This window comes from Pseudomonas idahonensis (genome assembly GCF_037903935.1).
Taxonomy (GTDB): domain Bacteria; phylum Pseudomonadota; class Gammaproteobacteria; order Pseudomonadales; family Pseudomonadaceae; genus Aquipseudomonas; species Aquipseudomonas danubii.
The window spans coordinates 5,371,020-5,384,043 of sequence record NZ_CP149586.1 but is presented as its reverse complement, the minus strand read 5'-3'; the positions used below and the strand labels follow the sequence as shown (position 1 = coordinate 5,384,043).

The window sequence follows — 13,024 nt, the reverse complement described above, 5'->3', positions numbered from 1 at the left end:
ATCTTCCTTAAGTCATGCCAGCTGGCGATAGTCTTCGCGCACCGCAGGTGCAACCACTCGCTGCTGGATGAAGTCCACGCTCAACTCGATCACCCGCTGGTATTGCAGGTCCACGGTGATCATGTGATAGCAGTTGTCCAGGAGGATCTTGGTCACCGGGCCGCCGAGCTTGCGCTCCACGTAGTCGGCATTCCACGGACTGGTGATGTCGTCCTCGCTGGAGTGCAGTACCAGGGCCGGGGTCATGATCGAAGGCATGCGTTTCTTGACCACGGCGTTCATCCGGTGCAACTCGCGCACCGTCACGCCCTCCATGGTCAAGAGGCCTGCATCGCTACTCTGGCCGGCCTTCATCTGTTTCTCGACAATGGCCCGCAGGCGTTCGTTCTTGATGCCGTAGGGCGGCTTTTCCTCGAAGCGGCAGATGTGCACGCCGAAGGGAATCTTCATCAGCAACGGGGTGAGGAACGCCAGCTTGTTGATGCTCCAACCGTCGTACTTGAGGGTGGTGGAATACATCAGCAGGCCGCTGATCTGTCCCGGATGCTCGGACGCCAGGTACATGGACATCACGGCGCCCATGGACAGACCGCCGACGAACACTTGCTCGTGACGCTGTTGCACGCCGACAAAGGTCTTGCGCACGCCCTCGTACCAGTCCTGCCAGCCGGTGGCCTGCAGGTCGCTATTGTCCCCGCAGTGCCCGGGCAGGGTCGGAACGTACACCGTGCACGTTCCGTCCTTGGCCAGGCCCTGGGCCACCCGACGGAGTTCCGTCGGGGTGCCGGTCAGGCCGTGGATCAACAAGACCCCGACCGGACCCGTGCCGAGAACGAAGCCGGCGTCGCCTTCGCCCAGATCGATCTCAGCGGCGCTCATCGCTTCATGGCCCGATCCAGCAGGCGGTCCAGCAGTGCGATGCCCAGATCGATTTCCGCGTAGCTGATTTCCAGCGACGGGGCCAGGGTGATGACGTTCTTGTAGTAGCCGCCCACGTCGAGGATCAGGCCCAGGCGCTGGCCGTCGATCTCGATGTCGCCCTTCATGCCTTCCTCGACCATGAAGTCCAGGGTCGCCTTGTCCGGGGTGAAGCCGTCGGTGGTGCAGATTTCGCAGCGCAGCGCCAGGCCCAGGCCGTCGACATCGCCGATGATCGGGTAGCGCTTCTGCAGGTCTTGCAGGCCGGCCAGGAAGTACTTGCCCTTTTCCATGACCATCGCGCCGTAGTCGATCTCGCTGGTCATCTTGAACATTTCCAGGCCCACGGCGGTGCCCAGCGGGTTGGAGGCGAAGGTGGAGTGAGTCGAGCCTGGCGGGAACACGCCCGGGTTGATCAGCTCTTCACGGGCCCAGATGCCGCCCAGTGGGTTGAGGCCGTTGGTCAGCGCCTTGCCGAACACGATCACGTCGGGTTGGACGTCGAAGTGCTCGATGGACCACAGCTTGCCGGTGCGATAGAAGCCCATCTGGATTTCGTCCACCACCATCAGGATGCCGTGCTGGTCCAGCACCTGCTTGAGCTCGCTGTAGAAGTTCATCGGCGGGATCACGTAGCCGCCGGTGCCCTGGATCGGCTCGACGTAGAAGGCGGCGTATTCGCTCTGGCCGACTTTCGGGTCCCACACACCGTTGTATTCGGTCTCGAACAGGCGGGCGAACTGCTGCACGCAGTGGCTGCCGTACTCTTCCTTGGTCATGCCTTTAGGGCCGCGGAAGTGGTACGGGAACGGGATGAACTGCGCGCGCTCGCCGAAGTGGCCGTAGCGGCGGCGGTAGCGGTAGCTGGAGGTGATCGACGAGGCGCCCAGGGTACGACCGTGGTAGCCGCCTTCGAAGGCGAACATCAGGCTCTTGCCGTTGGTGGCGTTACGCACCACTTTCAGCGAGTCCTCGACCGACTGCGAACCGCCGACGTTGAAGTGCACGCGACCGTCGAGGCCGAACTTCTTCTTGGCGTCCACGGCAATCATTTCCGACAGCTCGATCTTGCCTTTGTGCAGGTACTGGCTGGCAATCTGCGGCAGGGTGTCGATCTGTTGCTTGAGGGCATTGTTCAGGCGCGGGTTGGCGTAGCCGAAGTTCACCGCCGAGTACCACATCTGCAGGTCGAGGTAGGCCTGGTCGCTGGTGTCCCAGACGTAGGAACCTTCGCAGCGGCTGAAGATGCGCGGGGGTTCGATGTAGTGAACGGTATCGCCGTAGGAGCAGTACTTGGCTTCTTTTTCCAGAAGGATCTGGTCTTCGGCGGTAGCGATGCGGATATCAGACATGGTGGAAGAGTTCCTGGGTTTCAAGGGAGAAATGGGTGGCGTTGGCCGCGTTGTTCGGCAGTTTTGCCAACAGCGCCGGCAGTTCGGCGAAGGAGTCGAACCGAGCGTGAGGAATCTTGTTGCGTTCGCAGTAGTCGGCCAGGCGATCCTTGGCGAAGACGAAGTCGGCGGTGGTAGCCACGCACATGTCCGACTGGCCATCACCGATCACCAGCACCCGTTTGCCCCGTGGCGTGGATTTGCACTTGCAGTTGCCCGAGGCGGCGCGGCAGGCGTCGCTGGCGTAGGGAAAGTCGATGCGCCAGCTGTTGTGGTCGACCTGGCGCAGGCGGTTGGCGAGGATCGGCAGCAGGGTCACGTAGTTGCGTGCCAGGATGCGGGCGATGCCTTGCTCGATGCCGTCACTGACCACTTCAATGGAAGCGCCCAGGCCGATCACGTGATCGACGAAGTCGGGGAAGTCCGGGTCGATTTCGACACTGTCGAAGTAGCCCAGCAGTTCGGCGGGCGAAGCCTTGACCAGGGCCAGTTGGCGACTGAGGCATTCTCGGGAGCCGATGTGACCGTCCAGCCATTCCTGTTCTATGCCTTCCCAGCTCGGGTCGGCGAAGCGTTGGAGAACGTTATCGATCACGTCGGCGCGGGAGATGGTCCCGTCGAAGTCACATACGATATGCCAGTGCATCATCTGCTGTTACCTGTTGAATAAGAGCGCTGTTTGCGCTTGCGACAGGGGTAGAGCAGGGACTGTGCCAAGTTGCGAAAACCCAGCAGGGCTGGGCCTCTGGCGAGGGCGGCAGGAGATTTGTAGCGTTCTTGCTACAAATTTTGTAGGTCGCTACAAACAACATCAGTGCTTGCGTTCCAGGGGCGCTCTGATGATTGATGCGCGCATGTTCAGACAAGGAAACTCATTCATGCCTCGGCTTTCTTCCCCTGCTTTACTCGCCGGTCTGCTGTCGCTGACCGTTGCCTGTAGTGCCTTTGCCGATTCCGACATCACGGGCGAACTCGGTCTGGGCGTCGGCTATCAACCCCATGACCCCACGGGCAGCCGCTATGACACGGTGCCGCTGCCGTACCTGGATCTGGACTGGGGCGATGTCAGCCTCAGTACCGACGACGGCCTGACCTGGGATGCGTTCAAGGGCAATGGTTTCAGCGCCGGCCCCTATATCAACTACCTGCAGGGACGTAACGCCGATGGTGAGCTGCGCGGCTTGCGGGATGTGCGCGACATGGCCGATGTCGGGGCTTTCGTGCAATACGCCCCGGACGACTTCTGGCGGGTGTTCGCCGCCGTGGGCCAGGCCGTCGGCGGTGCCGGTGGCCAGGGCGGCATGCTGGGCAAGGTCGGAGGGGAGATCGGCTATCCCTTGGGCATGGGCATCATCGGCAGCAATAACCTGACCCTGCACTTTGCCGACGCCCGCCAGAGTCAGACCTTCTTTGGCGTCAACGCCAAGGAAGCCCTGGCTTCGGGTATCGATCGCTACAGTGCTGGCGGTGGCCTGCAGAACTTCAGCCTGAGCCAGAACATCCAGGTGCCGCTGGGCAACAATTGGTCGCTGGTGGCCAGCGCCAGTTGGATCCGTCTGGTCAACTCCGCAGCGAACAGCTCCATTGTTCGCCAGCGGGGCGAAGTCAACCAGGGCCAGGTGCAGACTGCCGTCAGCTACAAGTTCTGAGGCGCGTTGCTGCAGGTCGCCCCCCGGCCTGCGGCGCTTCCAGGGAAAACTGGTCTGGCCTTTGCAATGACGGCCATGCACTCAATTTCTTAGGAAGTTTTTCATGGCTCGACCTGCCTACCGTCTACTGGCCTATTCCCTTTGGGACCTGATTCCGATTGTCATGGCCGTTGCGCATTTCGCCTTCGTCCTGTGGCTGGTGCTGGATTTTCACGCCCTGTCCTGGTGGTTGATCGTCCCGGCAGCGCTGCTGTATTCAGTCAGCCTGTCGTGGAGCATCAACAGCATTTCCCACAACCAGATCCACAACGCCTATTTCACCCCCGGGTGGATGAACCGCGGCTTCGATCTGCTGCTGTCGGTGACCATAGGTTTCTCCCAGACCCTGTACCGCGATATTCACAACCGCCATCACCGGGGCAACTCCGACCTGCCGGACGCCCACGGCAAGACTGTGGACCCGCTGTCGATCTACCTGCATGGCAAGAATGGCCAACCGGACAATCCCTGGGCCTACACTTTTCTGAGCTTTTTCCGTGACGATCCCAAGGAGATCTATCAGGAAATGCAGCGCAAACGGCCTGACGATGCTCGTTGGGTAAAAGTGGAAATCGGCGTCACAGTGGCGTTCTATCTGGCCCTGGCGCTGTATGACTGGCATGCGGTGCTGGTGCTGCTGCCGTTCTGGTACCTGGGGCAGTCGCTGTCTTCGCTCAATGGCTACTACGAGCACCTGGGGGGCAATCCGGACCTGCCGATTGCCTGGGGCGTGAGTTCCTACAGCCCGCTGTACAACCTGATCTGGATGAACAACGGCTATCACGCCGAGCACCATTACCGGCCGAAAATGCATTGGACCAAGGTCAAGGCCTTCCACCGCGAGATCCGCGAACAGCAGCGGGCGGCGGGGGTGAAAGTGATTCCCGTGTCCCACGGCCTGGGATTCCTGGTTGCCCACCGCAAGGCCTAAACCCCGTGGCTGTAGGAGCTGGCTTGCCAGCGAAGGGGTCGGCAAGATCGCCTTCGCCGGCAAGCCGGCTCCCACACAACATCCCTTCGCTGTAGCAAAGAGGCCCTCAGGCCTCCTCGCCCTCCGCTAAGAGGGCAATCCCGCCGATGATCACCAAGACCCCGACCCAGTGCAGCAGGCTGATCTGTTCGCCCAGGCCCAGCCAGGAGCCCAGCAGCACCACGACAAAGACCAGGGAGCTCAAGGGGAACGCCAGGGACAGGCTGCTGCGACGCAAGATCAGCATCCACACGAAAAACGCGCCGATATAGCAGGCAATTGCCAGCAACACGCCCGGATTGACCGCTACCGCCGCCAGCCATTGCAGGTTGAAATCCATCTGCCCCAATTGGTCGCCGCCAACTTTGGTAGCGATCTGGCCGGCGCTCTCGAAGCCGATCAGCAGGGCCCAGAGCACGATGGTGCCCAGACGCTCGTGCAGCCAGCCGTGGGAGGTGTTCGAACTCATGAAAGGTTTCCTTCTATTCGTTGAATAAGGCTCAGGTACTGGCCACGCACACCAGCATCACCCCGGCGGTGATCACCAGCGTGCCCATCCAGCGCCGCCGGCTGACGGTCTCGCCCAGCACCAGCTTGCCCGCCAGCACCACGCCGCAATAGGCCAGGGCCGCAGCTGGAAACAGCAGGCTCAGAGGGGCCCGGGACAGGGCTTCGAGCCAGACGAAAAACTCGATCACATAGGCCCCGATACCGCACCACAGCAGGGGCGCGTTGAACACCTGGCCCCAGAAGGCATTCAGGCGAAAGCCGCCGTCCAGCTCCGGCAGGCGGTCCAGGCCGAGCTTGAAACAGAGCTGGCCGATGACGTCCAGCACAATGGAAAAAGCGACTAGCAGAACAACGGTCAAGGTCACGGGAACAGCTCCTCGAACAGCGAGATCAGGGCTTCATTGGTCACTGAGTTGCGCAGCAGGTCGTCCTGGCTCCAGCGCTCGGCCGGAGGTTGGTCCGACTTGGCTTCCCAGCGTTTGAAGGCATTGCTGAAGGCGGGTTTGGCGAACTCGCCGCAGACATCGATGCCCAGCACCCGCTTGCGCGCCGCCAGTTCGCGTATCGCTTGCAGCAAGTGGGTCAGGCGCATGCCGCCCTGGTCCCAGTTGGTGGCGGCGTCTTCGCTGGCCAGCACGTCCTTGTCGATGGTGATCCACACCGCTGCGGTGGGCAGGCTGTCGATCATTTGTGCGAGGAAGGCGGCCCAGTCCTGGTCCGCCAGATTGCGCCAGTGCAGGTGGTTTTCCTGTTGCTGGTGCCCGGCGCCATCGCCGACCCGGCCCCAGACCTTGGACGGCGCGTGCTGCCAGGGAAACAGCTGCAGCTTGCCGTGCTTCAGGGCGCCGAGGTTGCCGCCTCGCAGTTGTGGGTTGTGCAGATCTTCACTGCACGGGCCCAGGGTGACAATGCGCTGGATATTGGGCAGCTGCAGCGCCCGGTTGACCCAGGAGCCGCAGTGCCGGCGGGGGGCGAAGCGCACCCAATCCGGGTGATTGTCGAAGTGGATCAGGCTGATCGGTTCGGGCAGATCGTAGAGAAAGGCCGGGGTCAGGTGGTGATAGTCGCCGGAGCCGACAAAGAAGATTTCCGGTTGCGGGCCGCTGTGCCGGGGGCGTTGGCCCAGGCGTTCGCGGAAATGACGGTAGGTGCGTTCGGTGGACCAGAGTCGCAGCTTGGGGCCCAGGTCCAGCAGGTCCAGGCGTCGCGCCTGGCCGCTTTTCAGGCGCCGGACTATGGGCTCCTGGGCGGTCAGGCTGTGGTCGAGATCTAAGATGTTCAAGGTGTTCTTTACCCATGGCAGCGCCCTCCAGAAAACTGCGTGATCAGGCGAAAACGCAGGCTGGGCGGGCTTTACAGGGTAAATGCAAGGGTCGGGCCAGGGTCGTGGCCAGGTTGCCGGCGAGAGACCGCGGCGCAGGCTTCGCGAGCAAGCTCGTTCCTACGGGAATGCTAGGGGCTCAGGCGTGGAGGCGGACCCAGACGCTGACCAGCAGGGTGGCGGCAATCAACCAGGCCACGGCGGCCACCGCCAGGGAGGCTTCCAGGCGCAGGCGATCGACCATTACATAGAGCGTCGCCAGGTAGACGAAGTAGGGAATGATCGACCACATGCCGAACAGGATGGTGGTCTTCAGGTCATCCAGAGAACGGCCCTTGCCGACGATGTAGTGGGCAATCAGGGCAAAGGTCGGGAACAGCGGCACCAGGCCGGCGATGTAGTAGTTCCGGGTTTTGGCCAGGGCCGCCAGAATCACCACCACCGCCGCGCCCAGGGCGGCCTTCAATAATAGATCCATAAATGTTTGCGCCTTGGGTTAGGCTCTGTACGAAAAGCCTTGATACTCGGTGATGCTGCGTTGAAAACGGTCTCGGAATGCTCATTTACAACCCGTAAACTCCGCTTCCTCGACCGTTTTCGCCTTGCCTGACCTTCGTCTCAAAACTTTTCGTACAGAGCCTAGTGGCTCAGGCCGTATTTCTTGACCTTGTCGAACAGCGTGGTCTTGGCCATGCCCAGTTCCTGGCTGGCCTGGGTCAGGTTGCCACCGCTGCGCTGCAAGGCATCGTTCAGCAGGTTGCGTTCAAAGGCTTCCACCGCTTCGGCGAAACCCAGGCCCTGGGCGTTGCTGCTGCCGGACTTCTTGAACGCCGGCAGACCGAGGGCAAAGCGCTCGGCGACGTTGCGCAACTCGCGCACGTTGCCCGGCCAGTCGTGGCTCATGAGGGTCGATAGGGTCTGGTTGTCCAGCTCTGGCACGGTGCGGTCGAAACGCAGGGACGACTGCTGCAGGAAGTGTTCGAACAGTTGCAGGATGTCCTCGCGGCGTTCGCGCAGGGGCGGTAGTTCCAGGGTCACCACGTTGAGGCGGTAATACAGGTCGCTGCGAAATGCCTTGGCCCGGCTCAGTTCGTCCAGGTCCGACTTGGTGGCCGCGATCACCCGGCAATCCACGGCCACGCTCTGGTTCGAACCGAGGCGCTCCAGGGTCCGCTCCTGCAATACCCGCAGCAGCTTGATCTGCAGATTGATCGGCATGCTTTCCACTTCATCAAGGAACAGCGTGCCTTGGTGAGCGTGCTCGATCTTGCCGATACGGCGCTTGCCGGCGCCGGTGAAGGCGTTGGCCTCATGGCCGAAGATTTCACTTTCGAAGAGGTTTTCCGGCAGGCCGCCGCAGTTCAGGGCGACGAACTGTTGTTGGTGGCGGCGGCTGAAGTCGTGCAGGCAGCGGGCGACCAGTTCCTTGCCGGTACCGGTTTCGCCCTCGATCAGCACGTTGGCCGAAGTGTCGGCGACGTTGGCGATCAGCTCCCGCAGGTTCTGCATGGCCGGCGAGCGGCCGATGATCCGTCCCTCCAAGGAACTGCGTTCGGCCAATTGGCGGCGCAGGGAGGTCACTTCCCGGGCCAGTCCCCGTTGTTCCAGGGCGCGGCGGGCCACGTCCACCAGACGCTCGGGAGAAAAGGGTTTCTCCATGAAGTCGTAGGCGCCTTTCTGCATTGCCCCCACGGCCATGGAAATATCCCCGTGACCGGTGATCAGCACCACCGGCAGGCTGCGATCCCGGGCCTTGAGTTGGGTCAGCAGTTCCAGGCCATCGATGCCCGGCAGGCGGATATCACTGACCACGATGCCGGGAAAGTTCTCCCCAACCTGGGCCAGGGCTTCTTCGGCGCTGCCCACGCCGATGCAGGGAATGTCTTCCAGGGCCAGGGCCTGTTGGCAACCCAGCAGGACATGGGGGTCGTCTTCGACGATCAGCACGGTCAGCTCGTTGTTCATATCGGCTCGGCTTGATTGGGGCTTGCCAGGGGCAAGCTGAGGACAAAGGCGGTGCCGCCGCTTGCCGGATGTTCCACCCCCAGGCTGCCGCCGGTGGCGGCGGCGAGGCTGGCGGACAGGGTCAGGCCCAGGCCCAGGCCCTGTTCGCCGGGTTTGGTGGTGAAGAAGGGTTCGAACAGGTGCTTGCGCGCCTCAAGATCGATGCCATGGCCGTTGTCGCGGACCCGCAGGCGATACTTGCCGTCGCCGAGCTCGCCTTCCAGCCACAGCTCCGGCGCCGGTTGGGCCTGCATGGCGTCCAGGGCGTTGCCGATCAGGTTGACCAGGATCTGTTCCAGGCGGGTCTGGTCGATCTGCAGGGTTTGCTCGCTGAAGGCCCGGTGCAGTTGCAGGGGCAAGGGTTCGATGCGCGCGTTGAGGAGTTGCAGGGCGGCGTCCACAGCCTTGTCCAGGCTGGCCTGGCCCTGATCGTCGCCGCGGCGGGCGAAGGAGCGCAGGCTGGCGGTGATGCGGCCCATGCGGTCGATCAGTTCATTGATGGTCTTGAGGTTGGCGCTGGCGGTGTCCAGGGCGCCGCGCTCAAGAAAGCGCACGGTGTTGCCGGACAAGGTGCGCAACGCCGCCAGCGGCTGGTTCAGCTCGTGGGCGATGCTGGTGGACATCTGGCCGATGGCCGCCAGCTTGCCGGCCTGGACCAGTTCGTCCTGGGCCCGGCGCAGGGTCTCTTCGGCCTGGCGGCGTTCGCGGATCTGCCCCTTGAGGCGCTCGTTGCTGGCCCGCAGGTCGGCGGTGCGTTCGGTGATCCGCCGCTCCAGCTGGCTGTTGGCTTCCTGCAGGGCTTCTCGGGCGGCCAGGCGGGTGGCGATGACCTTGCGCCGTTCATTCCAGGCGATCAGCAGGAAGGCCACCAGGGCAAAGGCCACGGCCACCAGGATGCCCTGGTTGATGGCTTCCCGGCGCAGGTCCTGCAACGGGGTGAGCAGGGTGAAGTTCCACGGGGTGTCGCTCAGCGGCCGGGTCTGGGACAGGTAGCTGATGGCCTTGTCGTCGGATACCAGTTCGGTATTGGCGGGAAAGGTCAGCTTCTCCACGCCTTCGGCCAGGCGTTCCCGGGCCAGGGGTTCCAGTTCGTTGAGGGGGAACCAGTAGTACTGCAGGCTGCGGGCCAGGCGTTCCTTGGTGTCGTCGCTGAGCGGGCGGACCGACTTGAGCCGTCGCGCCGGGTCGCTGGAGAGAATGATGATGCCGTTCTCGTCACTGACGAAGGCTTCCAGGCGGGCCCTTTGCCACCGTTCCTCCAGGGCCTCCAGGCGCACTTTGACTACCGCCACGCCAATGATCTTGCCGTGTTCTTCCAGGCCGTGGGCCAGGTAGTAGCCGGGCTCGCCGCTGGTGCTGCCGATGCCGTAGAAACGTCCGGGCTGGCCACGTACGGCGTTCTGGTAGTAGGCGCGGAAGGACAGGTCTTCACCCAGGTAGCTGTCGACATCGCGCCAGTTGCTGGTGGCCAGCACCCGGCCGGTGGTGTCCATGACATAGATGGCCCGGCTGCGGCTGCGCCGATTCAGGCCTTCGAGGTATTGGTTGACGGTTTGCCGGTGCTCCGGCGAGGGATCGGCCAGCAGCCTGGAGACACTGGACTCCAGTTCCAGGAGGCTGGGCAGATAGGTGTATTTGCTGATCTCGCTTTCTACGGCGCGGGCGTGCAGTTCCAGCTGGCGTTCGCCATTTTCACTGAGGCTGCGAATGCCATTGTGTTCGCTGATCCAGAAGCCGACGTAGCCCAGGCCGATCATCAGCAGGATGACCAGGGGCGGCAGGAACAGGTGACGGATCAGGCGGGGTTTCACGGCGAGTGATGGCGGCGCGGCGCGATAGAGAGTGGGGTCGCATTTCATCACAGATGCCTTGGGTCAACCACTGTGCGGTGTCCATAGGAGCCGGCTGGCCGGCAAAGCGGGCGAACCTGGCGATAGGGGAGCCCGGTGCGTCCCCTTCGCCGGCCAGCCGGCTCCTACAGAAGCACAGGTTTAGTGCTGCAGGATCTTCTCGAGGAAGTGCTGGGCACGTTCGGAGCGGGCGCTGATGTCACCGAAGAATTCCTCTTTCTGGCAGTCTTCGATGATCTGGCCCTTGTCCATGAAGATCACCCGGTTCGCCACTTTGCGGGCAAAGCCCATTTCGTGGGTCACGCACATCATGGTCATGCCTTCCTGGGCCAGTTGCACCATCACGTCCAGCACCTCGTTGACCATTTCCGGGTCCAGGGCCGAAGTGGGTTCGTCAAACAGCATGACGATCGGGTCCATGGCCAGGGCGCGGGCGATGGCCACACGCTGTTGCTGGCCGCCGGACAGCTGGCCCGGGTGCTTGTGGGCATGGGCGGAGAGGCCGACGCGATCCAGCAGTTGCAGGCCTTTCTTGGTGGCCTCTTCCTTGCTGCGGCCCAGGACCTTGATCTGCGCGATGGTCAGGTTCTCGGTGATGGTCAGGTGCGGGAACAGCTCGAAATGCTGGAACACCATGCCCACGCGAGAACGCAGTTTCGGCAGGTTGGTCTTCGGGTCGGCGATGGAGGTGCCATCGACCACGATGTCGCCCTTCTGGAAGGGTTCCAGGGCGTTGACGCATTTGATCAGGGTGGATTTGCCCGAGCCGGACGGCCCGCAGACCACCACCACTTCACCTTTCTTGACCTCGGTGCTGCAATCAGTCAGCACCTGGAAGTCCCCATACCACTTGTTGATGTTCTTGATAGAGATCATACGGCGAACCTTTTTTGCAGACGCTTGACCAGCAGCGAGGCGGCAAAGCTGATTGTGAAATACACCAGACCGGCAACGATCAGGAATTCATTGGAGCGGCCGATGATGTCGCCGCTGGAACGCGAGGCGTTGAGGAAGTCCACCAGGCCCACGGTGTACACCAGGGAGGTGTCCTGGAACAGGATGATGCTCTGCTGCAGCAGCAGCGGAGTCATCTTGCGGAACGCCTGAGGCAGGATGATCAGGCGCATGGTCTGGCTGTAGCTCATGCCCAGTGCCTGGGCAGCGCCCATCTGGCCCTTGGGAATGGACTGCACGCCGGCACGGACGATTTCGCAGAAGTACGCCGCTTCGAACATCATGAAGGCCACGATGCAGGAGGTGAACGCACCGATCGGGGTGTCTTCGCCGGTGATCCAGCGCAGCACGAACGGCACCGCCAGGTAGAACCAGGTGATCACCAGCAGCAGCGGAATCGAGCGGAAGTAGTTGACGTAGGCACCGGCCAGGTTCGACAGCAGCTTGTTGTGGGACAAGCGCATCAGTGCCAGCAAGGTGCCGAGGATGATCCCGCCCACCACGCCCATGACCATCAGCTTGAGGGTCATCAGCATGCCGTTCCACAGGCCGGGAATGGCCGGGATGATGCCCGAGAAGTCGAATTCCATTATTTACCTCCCACGGAGATCAGGCCGGGGACCGATACTTTTTTCTCGACCAGGCGCATCAGCAGCATCAGGCTCATGTTCAAGGTGAAGTAGATCAGGGTAGCCAGGGTGAAGGCTTCGAACAGGTTGGCCGAGAACTCGGCGGTCTGTTTGGTCTGGGCCAGCAGTTCCATCAAGCCGATCAGCGACGCCACGGAGGAGTTCTTGAAGACGTTGAGGAATTCCGAGGTGAGCGGCGGAATGATGATCCGGTAGGCCTGGGGCAGCAGCACGTTCCAGTAGATCTGCGGCAGCGAGAAGCCCATGGCACGAGCGGCGGATTCCTGGCCACGTGGCAGCGCCTGGATGCCGGTACGCACCTGCTCGCAAACCCGTGCGGCGGTGAACAGGCCCAGGCACACGACAACGCTCAGGTAGGCCGAGGTGGTCGGGTTGAGGTCCTGCTTGTACCACTCCTGGAGGTTGGCCGGCAGCAGATCCGGCACCAGGAAGTACCAGATGAACAGCTGCACCAGCAGCGGCACGTTACGGAAAATCTCCACGTAGACCGTGGCAATGCCCGACACCAGACGGTTCGGTATGGTGCGCATGACGCCCAGGATCGACCCCAGCAGCAGCGCGATGATCCAGGCCACCACGGCGATGGCGATGGTCCAGCCCAAACCGCTGATGAACCAGTCGAGATAGGTCTCGCTGCCCACACCGGTGGACTTGAAGAATACGCCCCAGTCCCAGTTGTAATTCATTAGGGTTACCCCTCAGATCGTTCGATGTACAAGCACCCGCCTGGGGACGTCCGTTCCCGCCTGATCATGACGATCAGGCACA

The 13,024-nt window shown here is 62.4% G+C and carries 14 protein-coding genes; 2 read left to right on the top strand and 12 right to left on the bottom strand.

Features of this window, described 5'->3' with window-relative positions; translation table 11 throughout:
* Positions 1–12: 12 nt before the first annotated feature.
* Genes WIN67_RS24255 through WIN67_RS24245 form a run of 3 tightly spaced genes read right to left on the bottom strand, consistent with a single transcriptional unit; the run spans position 13 to position 2,958 of the window.
* Positions 13–879 (bottom strand): alpha/beta hydrolase, encoded by an 867-nt coding sequence (locus tag WIN67_RS24255; RefSeq protein ID WP_102880761.1) that lies wholly within the window; start codon positions 877–879, stop codon positions 13–15.
* Positions 876–2,270: an aspartate aminotransferase family protein gene (locus WIN67_RS24250; RefSeq protein ID WP_102860462.1), complete on the bottom strand. Its 1,395-nt coding sequence runs from the start codon at positions 2,268–2,270 to the stop codon at positions 876–878. Before WIN67_RS24250 ends, WIN67_RS24255 begins: the two co-directional genes overlap by 4 nt.
* Positions 2,263–2,958: an HAD-IB family phosphatase gene (locus WIN67_RS24245; RefSeq protein ID WP_102860463.1), complete on the bottom strand. Its 696-nt coding sequence runs from the start codon at positions 2,956–2,958 to the stop codon at positions 2,263–2,265. The genes WIN67_RS24250 and WIN67_RS24245 overlap by 8 nt, the downstream gene beginning before the upstream one ends.
* A gap of 229 nt (positions 2,959–3,187) precedes the next feature.
* On the opposite strand from WIN67_RS24245, the gene WIN67_RS24240 reads away from it, so the two are divergent.
* Positions 3,188–3,958 (top strand): MipA/OmpV family protein, encoded by a 771-nt coding sequence (locus WIN67_RS24240; protein WP_249735707.1) that lies wholly within the window; start codon positions 3,188–3,190, stop codon positions 3,956–3,958.
* A gap of 103 nt (positions 3,959–4,061) precedes the next feature.
* Positions 4,062–4,928: a fatty acid desaturase family protein gene (locus WIN67_RS24235; protein ID WP_102880759.1), complete on the top strand. Its 867-nt coding sequence runs from the start codon at positions 4,062–4,064 to the stop codon at positions 4,926–4,928.
* Positions 4,929–5,034: 106 nt separating this feature from the next.
* Here the strand turns inward: WIN67_RS24235 and WIN67_RS24230 are convergent, their stop codons facing one another.
* From WIN67_RS24230 to WIN67_RS24190, 9 genes are all read right to left on the bottom strand, one after another.
* A complete protein-coding gene (locus WIN67_RS24230; protein WP_025129629.1) occupies positions 5,035–5,436 on the bottom strand; it encodes an EamA family transporter in 402 nt (133 codons plus the stop codon).
* 31 nt (positions 5,437–5,467) lie between these two features.
* The gene (locus WIN67_RS24225; protein WP_102880758.1) at positions 5,468–5,842 is read right to left on the bottom strand and encodes an EamA family transporter; all 375 of its coding nucleotides are present in this window, start codon (positions 5,840–5,842) and stop codon (positions 5,468–5,470) included.
* Positions 5,839–6,759 carry an arginase gene (locus WIN67_RS24220; protein WP_102880757.1) on the bottom strand — a complete coding sequence of 307 codons (921 nt, stop codon included), beginning with the start codon at positions 6,757–6,759 and terminating at the stop codon, positions 5,839–5,841. Before WIN67_RS24220 ends, WIN67_RS24225 begins: the two co-directional genes overlap by 4 nt.
* A 178-nt stretch (positions 6,760–6,937) precedes the next feature.
* On the bottom strand, positions 6,938–7,276 hold the full coding sequence (locus WIN67_RS24215) for a GlpM family protein (RefSeq protein WP_102860467.1): 339 nt from the start codon (positions 7,274–7,276) through the stop codon (positions 6,938–6,940).
* A gap of 161 nt (positions 7,277–7,437) precedes the next feature.
* A complete protein-coding gene (locus WIN67_RS24210) occupies positions 7,438–8,763 on the bottom strand; it encodes a sigma-54-dependent transcriptional regulator (protein WP_102880756.1) in 1,326 nt (441 codons plus the stop codon).
* Positions 8,760–10,661 (bottom strand): sensor histidine kinase, encoded by a 1,902-nt coding sequence (locus WIN67_RS24205; protein WP_102880755.1) that lies wholly within the window; start codon positions 10,659–10,661, stop codon positions 8,760–8,762. The genes WIN67_RS24210 and WIN67_RS24205 overlap by 4 nt, the downstream gene beginning before the upstream one ends.
* A gap of 132 nt (positions 10,662–10,793) precedes the next feature.
* A complete protein-coding gene (locus WIN67_RS24200) occupies positions 10,794–11,528 on the bottom strand; it encodes an amino acid ABC transporter ATP-binding protein (protein WP_102860470.1) in 735 nt (244 codons plus the stop codon).
* Positions 11,525–12,196: an amino acid ABC transporter permease gene (locus tag WIN67_RS24195; protein WP_102880754.1), complete on the bottom strand. Its 672-nt coding sequence runs from the start codon at positions 12,194–12,196 to the stop codon at positions 11,525–11,527. Before WIN67_RS24195 ends, WIN67_RS24200 begins: the two co-directional genes overlap by 4 nt.
* Positions 12,196–12,942 (bottom strand): amino acid ABC transporter permease, encoded by a 747-nt coding sequence (locus WIN67_RS24190; RefSeq protein WP_102860471.1) that lies wholly within the window; start codon positions 12,940–12,942, stop codon positions 12,196–12,198. The genes WIN67_RS24195 and WIN67_RS24190 overlap by 1 nt, the downstream gene beginning before the upstream one ends.
* Positions 12,943–13,024: the final 82 nt, after the last annotated feature.